This is a genomic window from Pseudomonas sp. YJ42 (genome assembly GCF_047225135.1).
Taxonomy (GTDB): domain Bacteria; phylum Pseudomonadota; class Gammaproteobacteria; order Pseudomonadales; family Pseudomonadaceae; genus Stutzerimonas; species Stutzerimonas stutzeri_E.
In genome coordinates this window covers 1396566-1421773 of sequence record NZ_CP178378.1, presented here as the reverse complement: position 1 = coordinate 1421773, position 25208 = coordinate 1396566, and the positions used below count along the sequence as shown (strand labels likewise).

General features: G+C 62.6%; 27 protein-coding genes and 2 pseudogenes. 13 read left to right on the top strand and 16 right to left on the bottom strand.

The genetic code is table 11. From position 1 onward, the window contains the following. Positions 1-109: 109 nt before the first annotated feature. The 3 genes from ACL0K2_RS06275 to ACL0K2_RS06265 form a co-directional block, all read right to left on the bottom strand. On the bottom strand, positions 110-2083 hold the full coding sequence (locus tag ACL0K2_RS06275; protein ID WP_413044041.1) for a ligand-gated channel protein: 1974 nt from the start codon (positions 2081-2083) through the stop codon (positions 110-112). 133 nt (positions 2084-2216) lie between these two features. Then, positions 2217-3548, bottom strand: coding sequence for a histidine kinase sensor domain-containing protein (locus tag ACL0K2_RS06270; RefSeq protein ID WP_413044040.1), 1332 nt, complete (start codon positions 3546-3548; stop codon positions 2217-2219). Then, positions 3548-4249: a response regulator transcription factor gene (locus ACL0K2_RS06265; RefSeq protein ID WP_045163013.1), complete on the bottom strand. Its 702-nt coding sequence runs from the start codon at positions 4247-4249 to the stop codon at positions 3548-3550. Before ACL0K2_RS06265 ends, ACL0K2_RS06270 begins: the two co-directional genes overlap by 1 nt. Before the next feature lie 157 nt (positions 4250-4406). Here ACL0K2_RS06265 and ACL0K2_RS06260 point away from each other — a divergent pair, with 157 nt between their 5' ends. Then, entirely contained in the window at positions 4407-5258 is an 852-nt protein-coding gene (locus ACL0K2_RS06260; protein WP_413044039.1) for a CAP domain-containing protein, read from the top strand. A gap of 91 nt (positions 5259-5349) precedes the next feature. On the opposite strand, the gene ACL0K2_RS06255 is transcribed toward ACL0K2_RS06260, so the two are convergent. Further along, on the bottom strand, positions 5350-5814 hold the full coding sequence (locus ACL0K2_RS06255; protein ID WP_045163011.1) for a hypothetical protein: 465 nt from the start codon (positions 5812-5814) through the stop codon (positions 5350-5352). 240 nt (positions 5815-6054) lie between these two features. Between ACL0K2_RS06255 and ACL0K2_RS06250 the strand changes: the two genes are divergently transcribed. The 6 genes from ACL0K2_RS06250 to ACL0K2_RS06225 all read left to right on the top strand — a co-directional run bounded on the left by ACL0K2_RS06250 (position 6055) and on the right by ACL0K2_RS06225 (position 9333). Then, positions 6055-6489 (top strand): transcriptional regulator, encoded by a 435-nt coding sequence (locus ACL0K2_RS06250; protein ID WP_045163010.1) that lies wholly within the window; start codon positions 6055-6057, stop codon positions 6487-6489. A gap of 160 nt (positions 6490-6649) precedes the next feature. After that, positions 6650-6802: a hypothetical protein gene (locus tag ACL0K2_RS06245; RefSeq protein WP_196298680.1), complete on the top strand. Its 153-nt coding sequence runs from the start codon at positions 6650-6652 to the stop codon at positions 6800-6802. A 148-nt stretch (positions 6803-6950) separates the two neighbouring features. Beyond that, the gene (locus tag ACL0K2_RS06240; RefSeq protein ID WP_268988826.1) at positions 6951-7079 is read left to right on the top strand and encodes a hypothetical protein; all 129 of its coding nucleotides are present in this window, start codon (positions 6951-6953) and stop codon (positions 7077-7079) included. Positions 7080-7202: 123 nt separating this feature from the next. Next, a complete protein-coding gene (locus tag ACL0K2_RS06235; protein WP_413044038.1) occupies positions 7203-7805 on the top strand; it encodes a DJ-1/PfpI family protein in 603 nt (200 codons plus the stop codon). An 81-nt stretch (positions 7806-7886) separates the two neighbouring features. Then, positions 7887-8345 carry an Rrf2 family transcriptional regulator gene (locus ACL0K2_RS06230; protein ID WP_045163009.1) on the top strand — a complete coding sequence of 153 codons (459 nt, stop codon included), beginning with the start codon at positions 7887-7889 and terminating at the stop codon, positions 8343-8345. A gap of 97 nt (positions 8346-8442) precedes the next feature. Next, positions 8443-9333: an NAD(P)/FAD-dependent oxidoreductase gene (locus ACL0K2_RS06225; protein ID WP_045163008.1), complete on the top strand. Its 891-nt coding sequence runs from the start codon at positions 8443-8445 to the stop codon at positions 9331-9333. Positions 9334-9462: 129 nt separating this feature from the next. On the opposite strand, the gene ACL0K2_RS06220 is transcribed toward ACL0K2_RS06225, so the two are convergent. The 4 genes and pseudogenes from ACL0K2_RS06220 to ACL0K2_RS06205 form a co-directional block, all read right to left on the bottom strand. Beyond that, positions 9463-9810, bottom strand: coding sequence for a cupin domain-containing protein (locus tag ACL0K2_RS06220; RefSeq protein ID WP_045163007.1), 348 nt, complete (start codon positions 9808-9810; stop codon positions 9463-9465). Between the two features lie 177 nt (positions 9811-9987). Next, complete coding sequence (locus ACL0K2_RS06215) at positions 9988-11910, bottom strand: methyl-accepting chemotaxis protein (RefSeq protein WP_045163006.1); 1923 nt, start codon at positions 11908-11910, stop codon at positions 9988-9990. 94 nt (positions 11911-12004) lie between these two features. Next, a pseudogene (locus ACL0K2_RS06210) lies at positions 12005-13304 on the bottom strand (SLC13 family permease). Positions 13305-13335: 31 nt separating this feature from the next. Then, on the bottom strand, positions 13336-14169 hold the full coding sequence (locus ACL0K2_RS06205; RefSeq protein WP_045163004.1) for an amidohydrolase family protein: 834 nt from the start codon (positions 14167-14169) through the stop codon (positions 13336-13338). A gap of 210 nt (positions 14170-14379) precedes the next feature. On the opposite strand from ACL0K2_RS06205, the gene ACL0K2_RS06200 reads away from it, so the two are divergent. Beyond that, positions 14380-15117, top strand: coding sequence for a GntR family transcriptional regulator (locus tag ACL0K2_RS06200; protein ID WP_045163003.1), 738 nt, complete (start codon positions 14380-14382; stop codon positions 15115-15117). Positions 15118-15224: 107 nt separating this feature from the next. Here the strand turns inward: ACL0K2_RS06200 and ACL0K2_RS06195 are convergent, their stop codons facing one another. From ACL0K2_RS06195 to ACL0K2_RS06180, 4 genes are all read right to left on the bottom strand, one after another. After that, positions 15225-15611, bottom strand: a complete 387-nt coding sequence (locus ACL0K2_RS06195) for an ester cyclase (RefSeq protein WP_413044037.1) — start codon at positions 15609-15611, stop codon at positions 15225-15227. A 217-nt stretch (positions 15612-15828) separates the two neighbouring features. Beyond that, positions 15829-16056 carry a DUF2798 domain-containing protein gene (locus ACL0K2_RS06190; protein ID WP_413044036.1) on the bottom strand — a complete coding sequence of 76 codons (228 nt, stop codon included), beginning with the start codon at positions 16054-16056 and terminating at the stop codon, positions 15829-15831. Beyond that, positions 16056-16652, bottom strand: coding sequence for a flavodoxin family protein (locus tag ACL0K2_RS06185; protein WP_413044035.1), 597 nt, complete (start codon positions 16650-16652; stop codon positions 16056-16058). The genes ACL0K2_RS06190 and ACL0K2_RS06185 overlap by 1 nt, the downstream gene beginning before the upstream one ends. A gap of 44 nt (positions 16653-16696) precedes the next feature. Further along, the gene (locus tag ACL0K2_RS06180) at positions 16697-17194 is read right to left on the bottom strand and encodes a DUF2938 domain-containing protein (protein WP_413044034.1); all 498 of its coding nucleotides are present in this window, start codon (positions 17192-17194) and stop codon (positions 16697-16699) included. 82 nt (positions 17195-17276) lie between these two features. Between ACL0K2_RS06180 and ACL0K2_RS06175 the strand changes: the two genes are divergently transcribed. Continuing rightward, positions 17277-17705, top strand: a complete 429-nt coding sequence (locus ACL0K2_RS06175; RefSeq protein ID WP_413044033.1) for a helix-turn-helix domain-containing protein — start codon at positions 17277-17279, stop codon at positions 17703-17705. A gap of 52 nt (positions 17706-17757) precedes the next feature. Here the strand turns inward: ACL0K2_RS06175 and ACL0K2_RS06170 are convergent, their stop codons facing one another. Together ACL0K2_RS06170 and ACL0K2_RS06165 are read right to left on the bottom strand one after the other, a co-directional pair. Further along, positions 17758-18972 (bottom strand): MFS transporter, encoded by a 1215-nt coding sequence (locus ACL0K2_RS06170; RefSeq protein ID WP_413044032.1) that lies wholly within the window; start codon positions 18970-18972, stop codon positions 17758-17760. Beyond that, positions 18965-19704, bottom strand: a pseudogene (locus tag ACL0K2_RS06165) (SDR family NAD(P)-dependent oxidoreductase). The gene ACL0K2_RS06170 and the pseudogene ACL0K2_RS06165 overlap by 8 nt, the downstream one beginning before the upstream one ends. 100 nt (positions 19705-19804) lie before the next feature. On the opposite strand from ACL0K2_RS06165, the gene ACL0K2_RS06160 reads away from it, so the two are divergent. Continuing rightward, a complete protein-coding gene (locus tag ACL0K2_RS06160) occupies positions 19805-20425 on the top strand; it encodes a TetR/AcrR family transcriptional regulator (protein WP_045162995.1) in 621 nt (206 codons plus the stop codon). A 109-nt stretch (positions 20426-20534) separates the two neighbouring features. On the opposite strand, the gene ACL0K2_RS06155 is transcribed toward ACL0K2_RS06160, so the two are convergent. After that, positions 20535-21011 (bottom strand): AAC(3)-I family aminoglycoside N-acetyltransferase, encoded by a 477-nt coding sequence (locus tag ACL0K2_RS06155; RefSeq protein WP_052679334.1) that lies wholly within the window; start codon positions 21009-21011, stop codon positions 20535-20537. Between the two features lie 517 nt (positions 21012-21528). Further along, complete coding sequence (locus tag ACL0K2_RS06150) at positions 21529-22017, bottom strand: RNA methyltransferase (RefSeq protein ID WP_045162993.1); 489 nt, start codon at positions 22015-22017, stop codon at positions 21529-21531. A 360-nt stretch (positions 22018-22377) separates the two neighbouring features. Here ACL0K2_RS06150 and ACL0K2_RS06145 point away from each other — a divergent pair, with 360 nt between their 5' ends. Genes ACL0K2_RS06145 through ACL0K2_RS06135 form a run of 3 tightly spaced genes read left to right on the top strand, consistent with a single transcriptional unit; the run spans position 22378 to position 25208 of the window. Then, positions 22378-23391 (top strand): TRAP transporter substrate-binding protein, encoded by a 1014-nt coding sequence (locus tag ACL0K2_RS06145; protein ID WP_413044031.1) that lies wholly within the window; start codon positions 22378-22380, stop codon positions 23389-23391. Further along, complete coding sequence (locus tag ACL0K2_RS06140) at positions 23388-23885, top strand: TRAP transporter small permease (protein WP_413044030.1); 498 nt, start codon at positions 23388-23390, stop codon at positions 23883-23885. Before ACL0K2_RS06145 ends, ACL0K2_RS06140 begins: the two co-directional genes overlap by 4 nt. A 9-nt stretch (positions 23886-23894) precedes the next feature. Further along, positions 23895-25208: a TRAP transporter large permease gene (locus tag ACL0K2_RS06135; RefSeq protein ID WP_413044029.1), complete on the top strand. Its 1314-nt coding sequence runs from the start codon at positions 23895-23897 to the stop codon at positions 25206-25208.

The following is a 25208-nucleotide window of genomic DNA, read 5'->3' as shown; positions in this document are numbered from 1 at the left end:
CGGTGAGTAGACCTACGCCGATACGCTCGGGGCCAAGCTCAAGATTGGCGACGCAGGTCCCATGTCGACCATCGAGACGCTCCTGGTAATGGGCGTCTCGTTCATCGCATCAAAAAGAGGCGCTCATCCCGACCGTGTATCGACGCCCGTCTAGCACCGTTTCGTAGCTGTTGTAGTCGATCTGCTCGTTGAAAATGTTGTAAACACCCGCCAGCAGCTTGACGTTGCGGTTCACGTCATAGGTGCCGCCAAGGTCAACCAAAGTGTATGAAGGGGTGCTTTCGGCCATGCTGGTACGCGACAGGTATTCAGATGTTTCGCTGCGGTAATTGAGCCGAGCCCAAGTGCCGAGGCGGTCGCTGGTTTGCCAGTCCAACGTGGTGTTGAACATGTGCTTGGGCATCTGATTAAGGGGCTCGCCACGAAAGTCGCCACTGCGCTGCTCCGATTCGGTATAGGTGTAGTTGGCGCCCAGCGAAACGGTTTCGGTGATGTCCCAGTCAAACGTTGCCTCGACACCGCGCATGCGAGCTTCATCGACATTGACTCGGTCGCTGATGAAGCGGTACGCCGCGCCGTTGACGACACATTGGCCCGACGCATTGCCGGTGGTATCCGTGCAGCGACGAAGCTCGGTGATCTTATCCTTGAAGTCCGTGTTGAACAGCGTCACACCGGCCGACAGGCCGTTCAGGCTGTCCCATAACACCCCGATTTCCTGGCTCAGGCTTTCCTCTGGCTTGAGAGAGGAGTTGCCCACGATCACTGCTGGATCGCCTCGGCCGCCGCCGGTGATCTGCCCCCAGTTATCCACCGCGGCGCGAATGTCAGGCGAGCGATAACCACTGGATACGCCACCTTTCACCGTCCATTGCTCCGCGGCTTGCCACACGCCATAGATGCGCGGAGACCAATGAGTGCCGTAGTTTTCATCACGATCCATGCGCAGGCCGGTGGTCAGCGCGAAGCTGTCGGTCAGGCTCCACTCGTCCTCGGCGAAGAGCGCCCAGGACCAGCGTGTCAGTTGGGTCAGGTCTTCGGCACCTGCCAGCTGGTTGCCCTTGTCCGAGAGATCCTCGTACTTGTACTGGCCGCCGAGCGTGGCGATGTGATCGCCCAGAAAGAGCGAGGTCTGCGTATTGAAGACGCTGTTCTCCAGCTCCATCTCGCGGCCTGGGTTCTCGATACGCTCCTGCTGCACATAGCTTTCCGACTGGCCCGAATCCCAGCGCCCGGTATGGCTGATGGAATAATGAGTACGGTCGTAATCCGATAGCGAATCACTGTTACCCGTGCCGGAGCGGCCCATCTTGGCGTTGCGTTCCTGCTCGGTCTTTCCCGCTTCCAGAACGATGTCGTTAGCCGCGTTGGGCGTGAAAGACAGTTTCGCCGTTCCACTGTTGGTCTTCTGCTCGTTGAACCCGCTAGGGATGTCGTCCTCGTCTCGGCGAGACGCCTGCCCATAGACCTGTAGCCCTAGCAGACCATCGACCAGAGGACCTGACAGGTATCCGTTGAGGCTGTGGTAATCACCGGAGTCTGAGCGGTCCTGGAAGGTCTTTTCGGTTCGTACGCCACCATGCCAAGTGTCCGCCACCTTGCGCGTGATGATATTGATCACTCCCCCCATGGCGTCGGAGCCATACAGGGACGACATCGGGCCGCGCACGACCTCGATGCGCTCGATGGCTTCCAGGGGAGGCGTCCAGCCCTGCTCGATGCCCGGGCCGTCGCTGTTGGGGCGCGTCGCACGCGACTCCATGCGTTTGCCGTCGATGAGGATCAAGGTGTACTTGGACGCCATGCCGCGAATGCTGATGTCGCTGGAACTGGCGCCGCCGGTGATCACGACGCCGGGGATGTCCCGTAGGGCATCGGTCACATCGCGGTAGGACTTCTTTTCCAGCTCTTCCCGCGTAACGACGGAGATGGAGGCGGGCGCCTCCTTGATCTGTTGCTGGAAGCCTGACGCGGTCACGACGACGTTCGATAGTTCGACCGGCTCTTCGGCACTGACCGGAGTGCTCATCCATGTTGCTACAGCGATTGCGCAAGCCAGCCGATGCCGATTCAAGATCACCATTTACTGCCGTCTCCCTGAGAAACCTACATAGTCCGCGGCTAAAAGCTCGCCACATGCCAGCGTGCACATCGAGCGCCGCAATGTTGCTGGCAATGCTAAGTATTCTCATTTGAGAGTAAAGCGCATTTACAATCTATACACTTCGCAAGCGAATGGTCATTATCAGGCCGGTATCGCCGTTTTCGGCCCAGATCGAGCCGCCTTGCATCAGCACCATGCCACGGGCGATCGCCAGGCCCAGGCCGAAACCATCGCCGCCGGGACGGGCGGCACTGAGTCGCGCGAATGGCAGGAAGATCACCGACAACCGATCCGTTGGCACGCCCGGGCCCTGATCTTCGATGCGCAGCCTCCAGTGGTTCCCGTCGCGATCGACGGACAGGCACACCGTTCCCTGAGCGGGAGAGTAGCGAACGGCATTGCGCAGAATGTTCTCCATGGCCTGCGCCAGCGCGTTGAGGTTGCCGAGCACCTGGCAATCTTCCGGAACCTGCGCCCGGATGCGCTCGCGCGGCCAGCCGGCTTCGAAGCAGGCGTTCTCGCTGATCACGTCCCACAGGGCTGCGACGTCCACCGGCTCGCATTCAAAGCGGGGCTGTTCACTGTCCAGCCAGGCGAACTCCAGGGTGCTATCGACCAGCTGCTGCATACGGGTGATCTCGCGGTCGGTTCGGCTGCGCATTTCCTCCGCGCTGAGCTCGCTCTCGCAGGCCACGCGCAGGCGGCTGAGCGGGGTGCGCAATTCATGGGACAGGTCGCGTAGCAGTTGTTGTTGCTGGTTGATCGAATCGCGCAGGCGCTGGGTGAGGTATTCCAGCGAGTGGCCCAGTTCGCCGAGTTCATCGTTGCGCCGGGCAATGGAGGGCGGCAGCAGCGAGTCGAGGCGGTTGCCGCGTAGCGCATTGGCCTGCCGGCGCAAGCTATCGAGCGGCGAAACCAACAGGCGATAGAGCAACCAGCAGAACAGCACGGACAGCAGTATCGGGGGCAGATACACCGCGCCGGCCCTGAGCAGCGCATAGTGGCGCCACGGGCGAAAGCGTTCCGGTAGACGCATCACCAGCCGTGCGCCGCTATCAGCGATCGGGATGGAAATCAGCGGCAGGCCGTCATAGCGGCGGCTCATTGGCCACTCGTAGTGCCGCACGAACGTGAGCCCCTGCCGCTCCGCGGCGGTCAGGGTTTGGCCGCCGAGGGCTTGCAGCTGTTCGTCGACCACGACCAGCCAGCCCGGCTCTCGCTGGCGCATGTCCGCGAGCCATCGGGCCAGTGCCTGCGGCCCGGTTTGCAAGGCAGCCTGGGCCTCGTCGGCATAGCCGGCGAGTACCCTGTGGGCTTCCTGCGACAGATAGGAACTGGTCCGGTCGATATGATGACCGACGTAGCCGCCGGCCCAGATCATTGCCAGGCAGAAGCCCGCGACCAGCACCACCAGGCGCCAGAACAGTGAATGACGATTGGGCATCAACCGACCTGCAGGTCCAGCACGTAGCCCTTGCCCCATACCGATTCCAGGCGCAAATTCAGCACCTGTTCGCGCGCCAGTTTGCGGCGGATGTTGCTGATGTGCATGTCCAGGCTGCGATCATGTTGCGAATAACCGCGGCGCAGCGCCTGCTGGTAGAGAAACGGCTTGCTCAGCACCTCGCCGGCAGTGTCATGCAGCACCTTCATCAGCCGGTATTCAGTGGCGGTCAGGCCAACCCAGCGCCCCTCGTAGCGCAGATCGCAGCGCTGATCGTCGAAGCGTATCGATTCATGATTCACCGCCGATGGTGCACTGCGCTCATAGGCCACGCGGCGCAGGATGGCGGAGATGCGAACCTGTAATTCCTCGACGCTGAAGGGCTTGGGCAGGTAGTCGTCGGCGCCGCTGTCGAAGCCCTGGATGCGGTGCGCCTCGTTGCCCAGCGCGGACATCATCAGCACCGGTGTGCGGCGTTGCTTCCGCAGCTGGGTTAATAGCTCCATACCGCTGAGTTCCGGCAGCATGACATCCAGCAGGATCAGGTCGTAGGTCGAATCGCGAGCCAGTGCCAGGCCGGTAGAACCGTCGCCAGCGAGTGTTACGTCGAATCCACGGTTTTCCAGCGATGTTTTCAAGTGCGCCCCCAGGATCGGGTCGTCCTCGATAGCCAGAAGCCGCTGAGCTGAGCAAGTTGCCAATGGAAAGGCTCCGGTGCAAATAAGAACTATTATAAGTTGGAGTCCTCGCCATACGGCAAGTGGGCCGCGGTAGGTAGCGTTTTGCCGCACCGGCTCGACTTTCGGGGCGTGCTGGGTGCATCTTCAGCGTCCCGCCAACTGTTGCTGGAGATATTTCGTGCGCCTGCTTTCGTCTTCCTTGTTTCTGATGGCACTGCTCGGTGGCGGTCGCGTTGTGGTCGCCGCCGATGTGGGAGGGGAGGCGCAGCTGATCGACTCGATCAATGCCTATCGCAGTGAGGTACAGCGCTGCGACAACCGCGCCAGCGAAGAGCTGACACCGCTTCAGTCCGACTCGCGCCTGGTGCTGCCGGCGACCGGCTCCGGTGATCTGCAGGGCGCGTTGGCCCGTGCTGGTTACCCTATGGTCAGTGTGCAGGCCATTAGCCTTTCCGGCCCGCGCGACGCCGCGTCGGCCATGCAGGCATTGCGTGAAAGTTTCTGTCGCGTGGTGCTCGATCCGCAGTACGCCGATGTCGGCGTCAGCCGTGCCGGACGCGACTGGCGCATCGTGCTGGCGCGCCCGCTGATCGGCGGCCATCTGAAGGATTCCCAGAGCGAAGGGCAGCGGTTGCTCGAAGAGGTCAACCGCGTCCGCGGAACCGCTCATCAGTGCGCTGGCAAGGCTTTTGCCGCCGCACCGCCCTTGAGCTGGAACGCGACGCTCGCCAGCCTCGCCGAAACCCACAGCCGCGCCATGGCCAATGGCAATTTTTTTGGCCATCTCGACCCTGAAGGTCGCACCCCGGGCGACCGCGCCGAGCTGGCGGGTTATCCCGGTTCGCCGGTCGGGCAGAACATCGCCGCGGCGCTCGACCGTCCCCGGCAGATCGTCGAGGGCTGGCTGGCAAGCCCGGGGCATTGTGCCAATGTAATGAACCCGGAATTCAGCGAGCTGGGCGGCGCCTACGCGGTGGACCCGCAGAGCGATGCGGGAATCTACTGGGTGGGGATGTTTGGCGGTCGATGAACAGGCGGGCCGAGACGCTGCGCTATCGCTCCCTGGCAACCGCTCAGGGGCAATTAGGGGTCGGCATTGAGCTGCGCATTTGTTGTTGGCATTAGCGAAAGTTGCGTAAGTCCGCGAGTGCTTTGACCACGTTCTGGTCAGCGATGCGGAGTAGCCGTATCGCTCCGTGAAGCGAAATCCAGCACTCGTCCCGCCAGTTCAGCACCCGTAGGGGCTGCTCACCGATAACGGCCTTTCGAACATGGGGCTGCGAGCGTTGGTCGCTGAAGCGCGGTAGCAACCAATGGCTGATCCAATGGCCAAGGCGCTCGGCTACCGACGATTCGCTGTGAGTTACCAGGCAGTAGGTGTTGTGTATATCGATCCAGATCGTTGGACGAGGCTGGTTGCCGAAGATGAAACCCTCGACCCGGCAATGTGAATGCAGAGCGCCGAGTTCGTCGACGTATCCGAGCAAACGTGCCAGCGCTGTACCGTCCAGCAGCACAAGGCCGTCTGGTCGATGCGCTACGCAAAGGTTGTGGCCCTCGAAATTCAGATAATGAAGGGTAGGCATTCCTTGTCCTCGTGCTGCCCGAACCGCATTGGCGTCAGGCTTCTTCATTCGTTACCCAGCTACCCCGTGTCCTGATGCGTCGAACTATCGTGCACGGCCTCAGGATACCAAGCGTATTGCCGTGATCGAACGACATGCCGTCGTCCTTCACAGCATTCTTGAGAAATGAAAGCATGAATTCAGTTTTCTGTACAACAGCATGTTCAATTGGGCATGGGGCTGGAACTTAACGTCCACTCCATGAACGAGAAGATGGAATTTGCCGAACGCCTGCGCACTGCGATGCTTGCCGCGGGATACCCTGATCGCCCTGCTGTTCTGGAACGCGAATTCAATTCGCGTTACTGGGGACGGTCGGTGACCTTTCAGGCTGTTTCACGCTGGCTCGGCGGAAAGTCCATCCCCTCGCAGGACAAGCTTCAGGTCATCGCGCAGTGGTTGAAGGTCGAGCCTCAGGCCTTGCGATTTGGTGACAGGGCGGTGACTGCGATCCGTGAGCAGCGGGCGCAGTGGGAAGACCCGGCTTTCTATGACGACCGAGAGGCCATCGACGCCTTCCTGGCACTGCCAAATGAGCAGCGTAAGGTCGTACGCGACGTGATCAAGGCTTTCGCCAAGACAGGCGAAGCAGCCGGAAGGCCTCCGGCTCGGACAGTCACGAAGCGATCTCCTTGAGCCAACCGCGCTTGCGGTCCGACACGGATTCCCAAGCGGCAAGTCTGTGTCAAATACGACCCGACGTGCGCTAGCTCGCCGACGGCGAACGATGAAGCGGCTCGTGCATCAAAAAGGGGGAAGTCGTTCTGGTCTTTTCATCGCGAAGAGGAGTGCAGCCATGACCGATCCGAAAGATCCACTCAAGGATGGCCTGACACCACCCGATTACGATGAATACGGTGATGCACCCGGGTCGGGTGATTCGGCCGAGCCGGACGAGGGCGGTGATCCCGGCAATGAACCGAATCCGGGAGAAAGCCCGCTGGGGTAGTCTCGCGGTAGCAGCCCAGACGTATTTCCAGGGTGAAGGACAGGCTGCTCGCTGGACAATTCCGCGCTCACGGCCTACAAAGGCGCGCGTTGCGTTTGGGACGGTTCGCTCCCGGAACGCGCCCTATTCAGCGAGAGGCAGTGGAACCGTGAGAAAAAAGAAGCCCGTAGATCCCGTTCGCCAAGCCGAAAAGAACCGTGCGCACCGGATCGGCTGGTTGATCTCCCTGGCCGGGATCGTGGTGGGGTTCGTGCTGGTGCTGGCCAAACAGTCCTGAACGGCGGCTGGTTGAAGCCGTATCGTTCCGGGCCTGTACCGGTATCGCGACGGATAACTGTGCCTACTCGCCGATCCTCGTCGCGCTGAGAATGATCCAACCTGCCCAGCGCCGAGCTTTGCCATGCATATCGCCATTCTGACTTTCGACGGCTTCAATGAACTGGATTCGCTCATTGCCCTGGGCATCCTGAATCGTGTCAGGCAGTCGGAGTGGCGCGTCTCCCTGACCTCGCCGAGTGAAACGGTGACCTCGATGAACGGCGTGCGGCTGCATCGCCAAGCCGCTCTGGATGAGATCGAATCATTCGATGCCGTGCTGGTTGGCAGCGGTATCAAGACCCGTGAGATTGCCCGGGACCCCACCGCGATGCAGATTCTGGCGCGGCTCGATAGCGAACGGCAGCTGATCGGCGCACAGTGCTCCGGCACATTGATCCTGGCGAAACTGGGGCTGCTGAACGGCGTTCCCGGCTGCACCGATCTCACGACCCGGCCGTGGGTAGAAGAAACCGGTATCGAGGTGCTCGAACAGCCTTTCTTCGCGCGAGGCAACCTGGCCACCGCCGGGGGCTGCCTGGCCTCCATCTACCTCGCCGCCTGGACGCTTGCGCGCCTGGTCGGGCTCGATGCTGCAGCCGAGGCGTTGCATTACGTCGCACCCGTAGGAGAAAAGGCGGATTACGTCGAACGTGGGTTGCGCAACATCGAGCCCTATCTGCCCTAGCGCGAACGACCCGCCGCGTGCCTTCGCACCGGTTGCGAGGTATGGTGCGAGCCGACCTTGCCGCCACTCGAAAAGCCCGCCATGAGAACCGATAGCCGTCTTTCCCGCATGCTTCACGTCCTGCTGCACATGGCGCGTGACGAACGCCCGGTCACCTCCGAGCAGATCGCGCAGATGCTCGGGACCAACGCGGCGGTTGTGCGCCGCACCATGACGGGCCTGCGCAAAGCCGGCTACGTGCGTGCGGACAAAGGCTACAACGGGGGCTGGAGCCTGTCGGTCGATTTGCAGCAGGTGACGCTGCTGGACATTCATCACGCTGTTGGCGGACCGCGCATCTTCGCCATCGGCGCGGATCGCGACAACCCAGATTGCCTGGTCGAACGGGTGGTCAATTCGGCACTCGAAGAAGCCTTGCAACAAGCTGAAGCCCTGCTGTTGCAAAGGCTGGGCTCGCTGACCCTGGCCGATCTGTCGAACGAGTTCAACGCGCTTTACAGCACCTGCCAGGCGATGCCTGCCACGCATAAGCCCCACTGATCAAGCTCATCTGAAGCCTCAATGGAAAGCAGTTTCTTTTCGTTCGATTATTAGTGTAACTTTAAAAGATACATAAATTGCCGAAGAGGTGAGCGCTGTGTTCTATGACGTGATCATTATCGGCGGGAGCTATGCGGGGTTATCGGCAGGACTACCCTTGGCGCGGGCCCGCCGGCGGGTGTTGGTGATTGATGCAGGTTTGCGGCGCAACCGTTTTGCTGCGGCGTCCCATGGCTTTCTGACTCAGGATGGCGCTCCCCCGGATGAAATTGCCGCCGAAGGTCGTGCCCAACTGATGAACTACGACACCGTCGATTGGCTACACGCCGAAGTAACGCGGGTCGAGCGCGACGAGCAGGGCTTTCGTCTGACCGATGCACGCGGAAACGACCACCGGGCACGGCTGTTGATCCTGGCCAACGGCATCGTCGATGAATTGCCTGCGATCCCGGGGCTGGCCGAGCGTTGGGGCAAGCAGGTTTTCCATTGCCCGTATTGCCACGGATACGAGCTCGACCAGGGCCGGATTGGCGTGCTGGCGACTTCGTCGCTGTCGATGCACCAAGCCCTGATGCTGCCCGACTGGGGCAGCACGACGTTACTGCTCAACGAGGTGTTCGAGCCTTCCGCCGAAGAACTGGCGCAGCTCGAAGCGCGAGGCGCCGCACTGGAGCGAACCCGGGTGATCCGGCTGAAGGAGGGCGAACCGATGAATGTGGAGTTGGCCGATGGTCGCCGGTTGCCGTTCGACGGCATCTTCCTCGCGCCGCGCATACGCGTTTCGGCGTTGATCGAGCAACTGGGTTGCGCGATGCAGGAGGGCCCGCTGGGGCCCTTCATCAAAACCGATCCTACCCAGGCCACCTCGATCCCGGGGGTATTCGCATGCGGCGACGCGGCACGAGCGGCAGGATCGGTGCCCTTGGCGGTAGGTGATGGTGCGATGGCGGGTGCCGCGGCACATCGGGCGCTGATGTTCGGGATCTGACGGCGAAGAACGGCGAAACGTCGGTAGTGAAACGCGAGTCCCTCTACCATTCAACGGTTTGGAGGCAGTAAGGCTGGAGCCGAGACGTTCCCATATCGCACATGGGAACGCTCGCCAATGCCGCGGCCGTCAGGCGAAGACGAAGTACTTGCGGACGGTCTCGACGACTTCCCAAGTTCCTGTCATGCCCGGCTCGACTACGAAGATGTCGCCGGCTTTGAGGTGGATGGGCTCCATGCCGTCCGGCGTGATGATGCAGTAGCCTTCCTGGAAATGGCAGTATTCCCATTTGACGTATTCCACCCGCCATTTGCCCGGCGTGCAGATCCAGGTGCCCATGATTTTGCTGCCGTCATCGGAGGTGTAGGCATTGAGATTGACGGTATGCGGTTCGCCTTCGATTCGCTCCCATTTGCAGGCATCGACGACGGGCATGGGCTGGGTATCGCGCAGTACGGTGATCGGTGGGTTGGCCATGGGCGCTCCTGGTGAGGCGGGGTAGGTCGCCCACCATAGAGCGGCGTTACGTTGTCCAATTGTCTGGGGTCGACGCCTGGATGCCCATCTGCGCTGTACGCGGCAGTGAACGTTGCCGTGCGCAGCGCTTTTAGGCTCCGGCGTTCGTGCGTCGACCTGCCCAGCGATACGTAGCGTTTACACACGGAACCGGCTGACCATCGCCTGCAACTCGTTGCCGAGACGAGCCAGTTCGACACTCGAGGCAGCGGTCTCGTCGCTGGCCGTGGCGGTCTGCTCGGAGATGTCGCGTACGTTGATCACGCTGCGGCTGATCTCTTCAGCGACGGCGCCTTGCTCCTCGGCAGCGGCGGCGATCTGCTGGTTCATCGCCTGGATGTTCGAGACCTTGGCGGTGATGTCGTTGAGCGCCAGTCCGGCCTTGCGCGTGAGTTCGACGCTGCTTTCGGTCAGGTTGTGGCTGTTCTGCATGGCGACGGCCACCTGTTGTGTGCCCTGTTGCAAACCGGCAACCAGTAGCTCGATCTCTTCGGTCGACTTCTGTGTGCGCTGGGCCAGGCCGCGAACCTCATCGGCGACCACCGCGAAACCACGTCCCGCTTCACCGGCACGCGCCGCCTCGATCGCCGCATTGAGGGCCAGCAGATTGGTTTGCTCGGCCACCGTCTTGATCACGTCCATGACACTGCCGATTCGGTTGCTCTCGGACTCCAGTTTGGCCATGGCTTCGGTGGAGCGCAGCATCTCCTGCGACAGCCGTTCGATCTGGGTGACCGCCTCGGCCACCACCGCATCGCCCGCGCGTGCTTCGCGATCCGCTTCGCTGGCGGCTTGCGAGGCCTCCTCGGCGTTGCGTGCAACTTCTTGCACCGTCGCAGACATCTCGTGCATCGCCGTTGCCACCTGATCGGTCTCGATCTTTTGACCGTTCATGCCGACGCTGGTCTGCTCGGTGATGGTGGACAATTGCTCAGCGGCGCTGGCCATTTGCGTAACGCTGTCGCGGATCCCGCTGATGAGTTCGCGCAAGGTTGCCGCCATGCCCATCACGCCTTGCTGCAGCGCGCCCATTTCGTCCCGGCGCGCGATGCGGCGTTGGTCGGTCAGATCGCCGGCGGCGATTTTCCTGACCACCACCAGCGTATCCGCCAGCGGTTGGGTGATCTGCCGAGTGATCAGCCAGGCGGCCAGCAGGCCGATGAGCAGGGCCAGACCGGCAACCGTCATCTGGGTGATGCGGGCTTGTGCGGTCTCGTCGGCACGTCTGGCATCCTGGGCTTGGGTCAGGGCCTTGCTGAGACGGCTTATTTCGGCGGTCTGGTTCGTCATGGCCTGGCGCGCTGTCGCGATCGCTTCGGTCTGCGCGACCACCGCCTTGAGCGCGGCGAGATAGCCGTCGAGGGCTTGCTCGGTGACGGCGACCTGAGTGGAGAACGACTCCCCGAGTAGCGTCTTGAGGCGCGCGGCGGATTGCCGAGCCTGCCCGATCTGCTGTTCGACCAGCGCCGCGACCTGGTCGGTCGGCGTCGTGTTGTAACCACGCATTTGGTAGCGCACCAGCTGCCAGTTCATGCGCAGCTCGGAGATCGCCTTGAGGCCTGCGTAGCGGTTTTCGGCGTCCGCCGGCATCTGCTCAATCGTCTTGCCCATGGCGTCGATCGGCTTGCTGGCAAGCATTGCCTGCTGACCCATGTTCGCGCGGGCGGCGGCGCCGGCAGCATAGGCGTCACGCATCCGTTGCAGCGAGGTGCGGTATTGCTGGATCAGTTCACCCTGCTTGCGCAGCAGCGCCAAATCTTCGGCGCTGGAAAAGTTCGGAGAGATCTCCTCGAGCCGAGTCGAGAACCACTCGATGGCCTCGTCGACGGCCTCGGACGACTTCACGTCGCCGTTATCGAGCATGTACTGCAGGCGTGCGACCTTCAGCTCGGCCAATGCTTCGTTCAGCGAAGCGATCTGGGCCATCAGCTCGCCGCGGTGGGTCACTTTGCCGAGGCTGAGCCAGCCATAGACGGCCAACGCGGCGGTGAGCAGCAACACCGAGCCGAAGCCGATCGCCAGCTTCCTGGTCATGCTGATATCGGCGAACCAGTTCTTCATTGAGTGTTTCTCCTTTCCAAAAATCGATTCGGTGCCGATTGCCCTGCGCGGGGCCAGCGCGCAGCCCGGTGCCTATGCGCCGGGCTGCGTGGTTTCAGTAGACGAAGGTCAGCAGCGCGTTGAAGATCAGTGCCGCGACGAAGCCCAGGGGCGCAGCGCGGAACAGCAACTGCGGGAACAGCGATGAGCGGCTTTGCTCCGTCGGGCAGGAGCCGAGGATCAGGCTGCCACCGGAGGAGAACGGCGAGATCGAGGTGGCTTGCGCGCCGACCACGATGGCAACGAACAGGATCATCGGGTCGATCCCGAGCGCTGCGGCAATCGGCGGCACCATCGGAAACAGCGCCGGCGTGACCACGCCCAGGGTGCTGGAGAACAGCGACATGAACGCCGCGACGATGCCAAAGACGATCGGCACCATGATCGGCGGGATGCTGCTGCCCATCCACGAGGCGAGCAGGTCGATGGTGCCGGCCTTGATCGCGACCGAGATGAGCATACCCACGCCGCAGATCATGATCAGCGTCGCCCAGGGCACCGAGGCCATGGCCTTGCGCTCGTCGCCCAGCTTGAGCAGCAGGGCGATCACGGAAAACAGGCTGGCGATCAGGCCGATGTCCATTTTCGAGTTGATGAAGCCGACCGTGGCGTTATCCGGAAAAGCGATCCGCATGATGGGCGCCACCAGCACGATGGCCATCATCGTCAGGGTCAGCCATAGCGTGATCTTCTGTTCGCGGTTCAGCGGCGTCGGTTCCGCCGCCACGTAGGCCGAGGTCTTCATGGCCTTGCCATGCCCGGTCAGGAATACCAGCACGGAGATCACCAGTAGCGGGATCACCAGGGTGCTGGTGAAAATCGCTGCCGCGTTGATGAAGGCGTCGTTTTCCGGGATGCCGGCGTTGACCAAGGCCACGGAAGATGATACCGCTCTGGCTGGAAACGAAATTCGCCCCGCTCAGGGCGCCATAGTTCACTGCCATGCCGCCGGCTATCAGGCTCATGCCGGTCCGCTCGCAGAGCAGCAGGGTGATCGGCGCCATGAAGGCCAGCACCGTGTAGTAGCCAGCGCCCATCGCCGAGATCACCGTGGCGGTGAAGAAGACGGCGAACGGCAGCAGCTGTGGCATCGTCCGGCAGCGGTAGATCAGGTGCTCGGCGAGCTTTTCCAACGTGCCGTTGACGGTGGCGAAACTGTAGAACAGGCACACCGCGAAGATGATGAAGAAGATCTTCAGCGGCCACATGCTGATCACTTCAGAGGGGCTGAGTCCCATCCCGAAACAGCCGATCAGGTAGGCAAAGGCGATCGCGAACAGACCGATATTGATCTTGGTCTTGTAGCCAAGGGCGACGGCAACCACGATTGCCGCGACGACGAGCAGGCTCATCATGAGAGGAAGTCCTATTGTTGTTATGGATCGTTTAGCGAGAAACGTCGAAGCCGAACAGCTTCGCCGCGTTTTTCGTTAGCACTTGGGCGCGTTCGTCCGCGTCCGGTAGCAGCGCTGTGATGAATGCGACCTGTCGGTCGTAGTCGGTCTGGTCTTCGAACTGGGTGTTGGGCCAGTCGCTGCCCCAGAGGAAGCGCGAAAGGCCACCGCTGGCCTCGCGAACCTGCGCCAGAATCTGCCGTGCCCGAGCCAGGTCCGACTGGCTGCGATAAGGCGCCGACAACTTGAGCCATACGCGCGGGTCGCCGAGCAACGCGAGAAAGGCCTTGTGGCTGGGCTTCTCGCTGTCGATGCCGCCGGTGGGCAGGCCGAAGTGATCGATCACCACGTCGACGCCGCAAGCCACGATGGCCGGGATGATCAACGCCACGTCATCGATGCCGCGTTGGATCTCGACCTGCCAGCCGCGTCGGGCCAGGCGCTCGAACAGGGCGCTCCAGGCGGGCCCGCAGTAGTCGGCCAACGTCTTGCCGATGAGGTTCAGGCGGATACCCACCACGCCGGCTGCCGCCAGCTCGTCCAGCTGCGTCTCGCTGATATCCACCTCGACCACCGCCACGGCACGCAGCCGCTGTGGGTAACGGCGGAGCGCATCGAGCATGAACCGGTTGTCCGTCCCCAGAAAGCTCGGCTGGATCAGCACGCCATGCGATAAACCGTTGCGATCGAGATGCTTGAGGAACTGCTCCACCTGCGCATCGTAATGGGGGCTGTAACGACGGTCCGGAGCCATCGACAGATCCTGGCGGAAAATATGAGCGTGGGTGTCCACGCCGGTGAGCGCGGGCGGTTGAAGGCCGGTCATAAGCGAAATAACCCTGGTCGATTGTTGTGACGAACGTCCTTTCGTCCGCTAACGTCAGGCCGCGAAACGCAAGCCGACAGGTGTGGTCATATCATTACGCTGACATCTAGTCATATATATGAATGGATGACCATATATGCAGCAGTGGATATCTGTCAATCGACGGGTCAGTGGTAGAGTGATTGCGCTGCGGAACAGGACCGATAAAAGATGAATGCCCCGACACTTGGATACGACCAACGCTTGCCGCTCTATCAGCGTTTGCGGGAAGAAATGCTGGCCAAGATTGCGGCCGGCGAATGGACGCCCGGTGCGCCCATTCCGACCGAAGCGGAACTGACCAAGTTTTACGGCGTGGCCATCGGCACGGTGCGCAAGGCCGTGGATACGCTGGTCAATGAAGGTTTGCTGCTGCGTAGCCAGGGTCGCGGTACCTTCGTCCGCCGACCCAACTTCGATGCGTCGCTGGCGCGCTTCTTCCGGCAGGTGAACGCCAGCGGTGGGCGCGAAATTCCCACCAGCCGAATCCTGTCCAAGACGCTGCAAAAGCCGTCGCCGAAGGTAGCAATGGCACTGAAACTGGAGCACGGCGAGAAGGTTGTGCACATGGAACGGCTGCGCATGATCGAAGGCCGGACCCTGTTCCATGAAGAGATCTGGCTGCCCGCCACACGTTTCGGGGCGCTACTGGAGATCGACTCCGAGGATTTTGGCGAACTGCTCTATCCGTTCTACGAGCAGCAGTGCGGCCAGTGCATCGCCTCGGCCAAGGAAACGCTCACCGTCGGCGCAGCCGACAGCGCCATGGCGAAGACCCTGTCGATCGACGAGGGCGCGCCGGTAGTTGTTATCGAGCGAACGGCTCTGGGCTACGATCGATCCCCACTGGAATACCGCATGTCCCGCGCGACGGCCGATGGCTTTCGCTATCAGATCGACATTTCCTGAGGCGAGCGCAAACGAAAGTCGGGCTAACGGGCTGCGTGGATTGCCCAGCGGCGTTTCATCGCGTTGGCATGCAAACGACCTGTAACCGTGATCGCGCGCCTTGGGTGCTAGACCTGGGCGCCAACCGCCGCTTTATCGATCACTGACCAAACGTGCCGAATCTTCCCATTCTGGAATTCGTAGAACACGTTCTCGCTGAAGGCGACCCTCTTTCCATTGACCGGAAAACCGAACAGCGTGCCTGCTGGCGTGCAGTCGAACAGCAGCCTGCACGCCACGCGAGGCGGCTCGGCTACCAGCAGATCCACGTTGAAATGCAGATCCGGGATCGCCAGGAAGTCTTCCTCTAGCATCCTGCGATAACCGTCCAGACCGACTCGTTGACCGTTGTACTGCACCTCGTTGTCGACGAAACGGCCCAGTTCCGGCCAGTTCTGGCTATTCAGGCAGGCAATATAGCCGCGGTAGCAATCGGTGAGCTCGGCGCCGGTCATGGTTGCCCTCCAGGTGTCACTGCTGGTTCTCAGTGAAGTGCGAACGACTGAGCCTAGCAGAGCTGCGGCATTTGATTGGGGGCGTAGGGTGGAAAACGGCGAAGCCTTTTCCACGCGTCATTTCCAGTCCATACCATCGCGATAACGCTGGCCGCGAGCCGGCAGATCCGGCGACGATGTGGCGGGACAGCTCGCCACGTCGGGACGGACCTGCCAATCACTCGGCCTTGACCAGCCGCCCGACCGCGCGACGGGCCAACGGCGTGACCAGCAGCACCGCAGGAAAGGCGAACAGCCAGGCCGCCAGCCAGGCACTGACCCACAGACCCAGGAAGCCGGGTACCGGGCCTGTCGCGCGCAGCGTCGAGATGCCGGATACCATCAGCGACATGAACCCGGAAAGCAGCAGTGCGAACAGCAGCGGGGCGTATCGACGGGCGATCATCAGCAGGCCTCCAGCGTCGGTGCGACTGGCACTTGGCCGTGCAGGCGCAGCAGCGTTTCGGCGAAGTGCTGGCCGAACATCCGCGCCGTCCTGATATCGCCCGGCGCGAAGGCATCGGCAGCCGACCGTTTGTCCGCCTGAGCCATCAGCCCGGACCAGGAACCCAGACGATTGGCAGCCTCCTCATAAGGCACGCCCTGGTGCTGCTCCGGCAGGATCGGGTTGCCCACCCAGAGCATCCCGTGCTGCATGCAGAAGGTGAACATCGACAGCAACGTGGACTGTTTGTCGCCGGCCGGTAGCGACGACACGGTGAAGCCGGCGGCCAGCTTGCCGCGCAATCGCTGCGTGCGCCACAGCGGCCCGGTGGCGTCCATGAACGCCTTGACCGGCGCCGACACGCCACCCAGATAGGTCGGCGAGCCGAGGATATAACCGTCGAACGGCAGCATGGTGTCGGGCGCTGAGGCAAGCGCCCCGGCCTCGAGCAGCTGCGCTTCGGTGCCGGACACCTGGCCGATCCCTTCGGCGATCATTCGGGCGATGTGCGCGGTGCGGCCCTTGGCGCTGTGGTAGATGATTGCGATCTGTGTCATGGCGTGCTCTCCAACGGGGGGTCGTGGGTAAGAAAGTGGCGTGTTCATTTCAGCCAGGCGGCGAGCGCGACGGCGGTCAGGTACAGACCGAGTCCGAACACGCCGTGGTTGGCCAGGCTGCGCAGGCAGTTCTTCAGGGGCGTGGGTGTCCGGCGCGCAGCGAAGCCCGACCCCATGGCAGGCTGAATGACGAACAAGGGCACCATGACGGTGGCGAGTCCCAGAGCCAGCGCGGGCAGCGGGGTCGGTTCGAAGGCCCAGGCGTTGCCTTGCAGGGCGAGCAGCAGCGCGGCGAAGGCGATGCCAGTGGCGTAATGCAACAGCCAGCCGAAGGCCAGCTCGCCTCTGATCGGCGACGACTTGGCAATTGCCGCGTGCCTCCACTGGCCGTGCAGCAGATGGCCGCCCCAGCGTCCGATGAAGGCGAAGTTGAGGGTCGCCACCCCCAGGCGGTTGAGGAGCATCAACCACAGATCCATGACCGCGGTTGCGCCGATACCCAGGCCACAGGCCAGAATGAATAAGTGCGTCAGTGATGTCATGGGAGCCTCCCGCTGATTGACTGAATGGTGTTTCGGCGCGACTCTACAAGTTCAAGTGAACTTGAGGTCAAGAGGCTCGCTCATGGATATTTCAGACGTGGCCAGACGTTCTGGCGTACCGGCGTCAGCGCTGCGTTTCTACGAAGAAAAGGGGTTGATTACCTCGCTCGGCCGCCCCGGCGAACGGCGTCGTTTCGCGCCGCAGGTCCTCGATCAACTGGCGTTGATCGCGCTCGGCCAGTCGGCCGGTTTCACGCTCGAGGAAATTCGCGCGATGTTCGCGCCCAACGGCACACCCAACATCGACCGGTCCATGCTGGTGGCCAAGGCCGATGAACTGGACGCGACCATCAGGCGTCTTCGTGCCATGAGCAAAGGTCTGCGCCACGCCGCCGTCTGTCCGGCACCCAGCCATGCCGAATGCCCTACGTTCCAGCGATTGCTGAAAGCGGCGGTGCCGGGAACGCTTAAGCGCGGGCGGACCAAGCGCGCCCGTCGCCCGGAGAGGTGATCGACAGGCGCACTGTACCTAAGCGCCACCCAGGGCCTGCTCTACCGCGCGCTTATCCGGCGGATTCGCGGCGTTGCCCAAGGGGGCGGGGACGACGTGAGGGCGGGAGGACGAGCAGGGCGCTCAGCACCACGACCAGCGCCGCAAAGGTGATCGGTACCCAGCCGATAGCGTCCAGGCCCCATCGATCGATGCCCCAGCCACCGGCGAACGCACCAGCGGCGATGCCCAGGTTGGCGCACGAAATATTCAGGGTCATGGCGAACGCCGGTGCGTGATCGCCAGCCATCGTCACCCGCACCTGGCTCAGTGTGACGCCGGCCGTGTGTGCGACGCTCCAGACGCCAAGCAGCACGACCATCGCCGGTAGTACGCCGACAAATGCCTGGGCCAGATTGATGGCGGCGACCAGCGCTAGCACGGCCGTTACCGTTGCTGCGACCGGCGCGCTATCGGCCACACGAGCGGCTAGACCATTGCCGAGCACGCCCACCGCGCTGAAGAGCAGCAGGGCGATGGCGAGCTGGCTTCCGGAAAGGGCCAACGACGCATCCAGCCAGGCGCCAACGAAGGTGTAGGCGGCGAACATCGAGGCGAACAACAGAATGGTCACCAGCAGATGGCCGAGGAACGTCGGCCGACGCAATAGAGCGAGCTGTTCGGCTACACAAGGAGCGTCGGCGGGACGCCCCACGGGAAAGCTTCGCCCTATCACCACCGCCGCTACCAACGACCCGACCGTCAGCAGCATGAACGGCAAACGCCAGCTGCCCCATTGGGCGAGTGCTGCACCCGCCGGTAATGCCAACAGCACGCCCAGCACGAAACCGAGGTTGGCGTTGGCCAGCGCCCTGCCTCTGCGCTCTGGTGGCGCCAGCGCTGTCACCACTGCCGCACCAACGCTGATGAACGCAGGGAGCACCGCGCCTTGTGCGATACGCGCCATCAGCAACAGGCTGAAATCCGATGCCCAGGCCATCACCGCATTGCCCAGCGCGAACAGCAGCAACGTCGCCGCCATGACGTGGCGAGGCGGCCAGCGGCTCGCCAGCAAGGTCAGCCCCGGGCCGGCCACCGCTGCGGACACCGCGAACAGGCCGGTCAGGCGTCCCGCTTCGGCGAGCGAGACGCCCAGTTCGCCTGCCACCAGCGGCAGCAGCCCCACCACCACGAACTCACTGGCGACCACCAGTGTGATGGCCGGTGCAAGTAGCCAGAGTGCGTGCCGCAAGACCGCATCGCGCCCGGTTTGCCCCGGCTCAGGCATTGGCGCCGCCATCGATGGTCAGTCCGGTGCCGTTAATCGAGCGGGCTTCGTCGCGGGCGACAAACGCGACCAGGGCCGCTACGTCTGCAGCTTGGCCATAGCGCTTGATCGCCATGCGGTTGCGTTGGGCTTCGGCACGGGGGCCTTCGGCCGGGTTCATGTCGGTATCGGTCGAACCGGGATGCACCACGTTCACCGTAATGCCTCGCGGGCCGAGATCACGTGCCAGCCCTTTGGTCCAGCTGACGAGCGCCGCCTTGCTTGCCGAATAGAGGCTCAGGCCGTCTTCGGGTACGCGCTCGGCCAGGTTGCTGCCGGTGGAAATGATCCGGCCGCCTTCCGGCATGTGTGTCAGCGCGCCTGCGACGCAAGGATTACCGCACGCACGTTGATGGACAGCGTGTCGTCTATGTCCTGCAGGCTCATCGTCTCGATCGGGCCGCCGCGAATGATGCCCGCGTTGTTGACCAGAATGTCCAATCCGCCCAACTGCTCAGCCGCCTGGTCCACCGCTTCGCGGATCGAATCCGGCGAGGAGGCCTGCATCTGGACCGCCACGGCGTGTCGGCCCTGGGCGACGATCTCGTCGGCGAGCGCCTGTGCTGGGCCTGCAGAACGTTCATAACCGATGGCGACGTCAGCACCGTCTGCTGCCAGACGACGTGCGATGGCTGCGCCAATGCCCCGGCTTGCACCGGTGATGAAAGCGCGTTTTCCTTCGAGTGGATACATGAGCTGTTCCTCAATATATAATGACCGATACAGAATGCGGTGGCCTCGGAAAGGCTGTCAATCATTTTCTGTGTCGATCAATACATAATTGGTGAGAGCGATGGCAGAGCGCGGCAGACCCAGGGGTTTCGACCGGACACAGGCGCTTGCGAAGGCGATGGAGCTGTTCTGGGAAAAAGGTTACGAAGGCGCCTCGATGGCGGAACTCACCTCGACGATGGGCATCGGCTCACCGAGCCTGTACGCCGCCTTCGGCTCGAAGGAAGGCTTGTTCCGCGAGGCAGTAGCGCTTTACAGCGCCACGGACGGCGCACCGATCTGGGCGTCGGCGCTGGCTGCGTCGACCGCCTATGGCACGGTCGAGGCATTGCTCATGACCACCGCGCGCGAGTTCAGCCGCAGCGACAAGCCGCGTGGCTGCCTGGTGATCCTTTCCGCACTGCACGCGACGGAAGCCAGTGCGAACGTCCGCGCCGAGCTAGCCGCCAGGCGCGCGCATAACACCCGCCTGCTCGCCGAACATCTGGCCCAGGGCATCGAGCGTGGAGAACTCTCACCCACCGTGGATCTCGAAGCCGTGGCCCGCTACTACATCACCGTGCAACAGGGCATGTCGATCCAGGCGCGCGACGGTGCGGATCGCGAGGCGCTCGAAAGCATCGCTCGTAGCGCACTGGCGGCGTGGCAGCCGCTGACGCAGGCGACGCCTTCACCGGCGTGATTCGGTCTGCCTGCCGGCTCCATTGCACTGGTGGCAGACCGGCAAGCGGGGCTGTGGGAGCTAAAACGTACCGGGTCGCGCACTGATGTGCCCACAAGGAATGAGCGCGTCAGGCGGGGTTATCCTGGGATTCGGTGTTGATATCGAAGTGCAGAACCTCTTCGCGAGTGCCCAACTTGGTGTAAAGCGCCACTGCCGGTTCGTCGCCGTAGTCGGCCTGGATGAAGATGACATAGGCGCCCAGCTCCTTGGCCACGCGTTGTAGCGTTCGTATCAGTGCCGTGGCGACGCCGAGGCGTCTGTGCGATTGTGCGACTGCCAGGTCGTAGACGTAGATTTCGCGCCTCGGCTGCTCGAATTTCGGCAGCACGTAGGCAGCCAGCCCGCCAATGACGCGATCGTCCTCGAACGCAGCGAGCGCGACGAAGCTGTTGCCAGACAGAAGCTCGGCGAGATACGGCGTCGAGGGCTGATCCTTGGTATAGGTGGGAATGTCTTCGAAAGCCTGCCCGAACATGGCGAGCATGTTCCGCATGTGCAAGACATCGTTCGCGGTGAGCCGGCGTATGTTGATCTCCGGAGTCATATTGATCGCCTCGTGCCGTCTGGCGTTAAGGTTGTCAGGCCGGGTTGACCGGCTTGGTCGGCAGGGTTGGTTCAGGTTCTTCGCCCATAACGATAGACGCTCGGCGCCTGCCTCATGATCGGTTGCCTGCGACCGCGCAGGGCCCGTACCGGTACGGCTTCGTCTGGTTTGTCCCGGCTCGTTGCAAGGGCTTGGATGTCATGCGCCGGAGAAAAGGCGGGGCCAGGCGTCGTCGTCATCCGCGCGTCATCACACCGCCAACCGAATCAGGCGCGCTGTTCGGCTTGGCCAAGCGCTGATATGGATTGGCATTCACCAACGACTAGGCTGAATCGACGATTCGCGACCTTTTCCTTGAGGCGGCCGGCTCATGGGGCGTTCTTGAGATCAACCATTCGTCGATCCTGGCTCTACAGCCTGATCGTCACGCCGTTCATGGATATCGTGCGCTAATCGTGGCCCGTCAGTCGATCGCTGACGTCGGCGGCCAGGGTGGCCGAGGCGTGGCGGCGGCGAATCAGGTGCCTTTCGCCGCGGCGCCAAATTGCGGGCCGGAACGGGTGTTGTTGCCTTTGGCCAGGCGGTCGTAGAGCACCACGTTCACTGTCGCCGCGAGATTCATGCAGCCGTTGGTGGGGATGTAGACCACGTCTTCGCACCAGTCGCGGATTTCCTTGCTCAGCGAGCCATCCTCCGCGCCGAAGATGTACAGCGCACGATCCGGATGCGTGTACTCGGGAAGGGCGCGAGCACCCTCGACCAGCTCCACGGCGACGGGCACGCAACCGAGCGGCAGGATCTTGCGCAGGTCGTCGATGTTGATCAGTGGAATATCCTGATGGACCTTCTTGGTGTCGGTGATGAAATCCTTGGCGCGGTCGTAGCGGGTGCCAGTGTAGAACACCGAGGCGGCGCCATAGCAGCCTGCCGCACGCATGATTGCCCCCACGTTGGACGGCGATTTCGGATTGCTCAGGCCGATGCAGGCATATCGTTTGTTGCTCACAAGGGAAGACTCACGCGGAAAACGCGCGAGTATACGGGACAGCTCTGTCCGCGGCCGGTTGCTTGCCGTGATCAGGGACTCAGCTTGCCCGCACGCAGATGGCCTACTTCGGCCGAGACTGATCAAAAAAACTGAGCTGATGTCCCGATTCGCCGCTTCGGCATCTTGTCTTGACCGCGAAACGCGACGCTCACTGGCACTTGGCCGTCGTTTTTCCGGCTAATAGCGCCATCAGATAGCCCGTAAGCTCAACCGAAGCGCTTTTCGCATCCGGCTCCGTCGAGGCGGGCGGACTTTGGCCGCAGGCTACGCAACGCCCGGATCGCGAAGCGACATTGCCAGCCACCGAGGAACAGAAACGTGAATACGACTGCGACGCGTGCTTGTACATGGAAGACAATGGCTCTGGCGGTCTGCCTGGGGCTTGGCCTGAACACCGCGACGGCGGCGCCGAAGCTGGATTTCTCCAGCGAATACAACGCCGGCTCCATTCATGTCGAAGGGGACACCTTCTTCGTCCAGCAGGTCGAGGAACTGGCTGGCGACGAGGTGGACATCACCCTGCACATGGGCGGCAGCCTGGGCTACAAATCGCCCGATCACTTCTATGCCGTGGCGGACAATGCGGTTCAGATCGCCGATACCCTGGCGGCATTCTTCGGTGGGGTGGACCCGATCCTGCTCTTGTCGTCCCTGCCCTTCATCGTCAGTGACGTGAGCGAGGCCAAGGCGCTGTACGACATCGCGCGTCCCGAATACGAAAAGGTCTTCGCCGAGAACGGCCAGATCCTGCTCTATTCCTCGCCCTGGCCGCCTACCGGAATCTGGGCCAAGAAGCCCATCGTGTCCGCCGACAGCCTGAAGAATCTGAAGATTCGTACCTTCGACCGCACCGGCACGCAGGTCTTCAAGGAAGCCGGCGCTGCGTCCATCAGCCTGGCTTGGGGCGACGTCGTTCCGCAACTGGCCACCGGGGGCATCGAAGCGGTGTTGACCTCGGCTGATCTCGGCGCGGCTGCCAGCTTCTGGGAGCAGCAGAGCGATTTCAGTGGTGTGCAATACGCCGTTCCGCTGAACATGGTGCACATGAACAAAGACGCCTTCGACGAGCTATCCGAGAAGGCCCAGGCGGCGATTCTGGAGGCGGCCAAACGCACCGAGGCGCGCAACTGGGAGGCGGTGCGTGGCCGTGTTGCGGGCAATTACGAGACGCTCGCCGAGCACAAGGTAGCAATTCATGATCCGATCCCGGACGACTTCCGCGAATTCCTCGGCAATGCCTCCAAGCCGGCGATTGCCGAATGGCTGGAGGATACCGGCGAACGAGGCCAGCAGGTGATGTCCGCCTTCGATGCATGGAAGGCCAAACAGTGATCCAAACCATGGCGCGTCTGTCGGGCGGGCTCAACCGCCTCGGCGCCGGCGTCAGCATGCTGATCATCGTCTATATGCTGGGTCACATCCTCGCCGAGGTGGCGCTGCGCCTGTTCAGCCAGTCCACCTACGTACTCGATGAGTTCATCGGCTACGCCGTGGCCGCGATGATCTTCCTCAGCCTGCCGTACGCACTGGAGCAGGGCGGACTGATCCGCGTCTCGATCCTGCTCGAGCGCCTGGCGCCGCGGTGGCGCTGGCCGCTGGAGCTGGCTGCCACGCTGGGCGCACTGGCGGCATTCGGCCTGGTGGCGACCATCTGGTTCAAGGGCGTGCAGCGTAGCTATCAGCGCAACCTGATCAGCGACACCATGGCGCAGACGCCGCTGTGGATCCCCGAGTCGGCCGTGCTGGTCGGCCTCTGCATGCTCTGCCTGACTCTGTTGGTGCGCGCACTGGTGATACTGCAACAGCGCGGCGACTATCGCGCCTAAGGAGCAAGCATGGAGATGATCGTAGTCGCGCTTGGCGTCGTCGCCATCCTGCTCACTACCTTGGCGCTCGGCGTCTGGGTATTCGCCGCGCTGGCCCTGGCGGCGATTCTTTCCCTGTGGGGCTTCGGCGGCTTCGGGTTCGAACGCATCGGCCTGATGATGTCGAAAATCCTGTTTCGCGCGAGCAACAGTTGGGAGCTTGCAGCGATCCCCTTGTTCATCCTCATGGGCGAGCTGATCTTTCGGTCGGATATTTCGGAGCGTTTGTTCCGGGGCCTGGCGCCTTTGACGCGTTACCTACCCGGTGGGCTGTTGCACACCAACGTGTTCGGCTCGACGCTGTTCGCCTCGGTCTGCGGCTCCAGCGCGGCGACCACCGCCACGGTGGGCAAGATCACCACACGCGAACTGGCGAACCGCGGCTACAACCGCGACCTGTCGCTCGGTTCGCTGGCCGGCGCAGGGAGTCTCGGGCTGCTGATTCCGCCGTCGATCATCATGATCGTCTACGGAGTGCAGGCTGAGGTTTCCATCATCAAGCTGTTCATGGCCGGCCTGCTACCCGGTCTGATGATGGCGGCGCTGTTCTCTGCGTTCATCATCGTGCGGACCGTCGCGAACGCCAAGGTCGCGCCTCGTGAGCCTCGCGGCGACACCAGTCTGCTCGCCGCGCTGGGGTTGCTGATGCCAATCCTGCTGCTGATCGGTCTGGTCATCGGGGCCATCTATAGCGGCATCGCGACCCCGTCGGAATCGGCCGCCATCGGCGTCACGGCCTCGTTGTTGCTGTTGCTGGCCGAGCGGCAATTGAGCGTCGGATTGATCCTCGATGCGCTCAAGGGCACGTTGCTGACCTCCGCCATGGTCTGCAGTCTGCTGGTGGCCGCCGCGATGCTATCGGCGGCCATGGCCTATCTGCATCTTCCCCGCGAGCTGGCGGCCTGGATTGCCGCTCAGCAGCTGTCGCCGGTCCTGCTCCTACTGGCCATCGCGCTGTTCTATGTGTTGCTGGGGATGTTTCTCGACGGTATCTCGCTGACCGTCATGAGCTTGCCGATCACCCTGCCGGTGATCGTCGCCGCCGGCTACGATCCGATCTGGTTCGGCGTGTTCCTCGTGATCATGGTGGAACTCGGGCAGATAACGCCGCCGGTTGGCTTCAATCTGTTCGTCATCCAGTCGCTGTCGGGCGAGCCGATAGGCCGCGTGGCCATGGCGGCGTTGCCGTTCTTCCTGCTGATGTGCCTTGCCGCCGCCCTGATTACCGGCTGGCCGCAAATCGCGCTGTGGCTGCCGCAGGTGCTGAGCGGGGGCCGGGCGTAA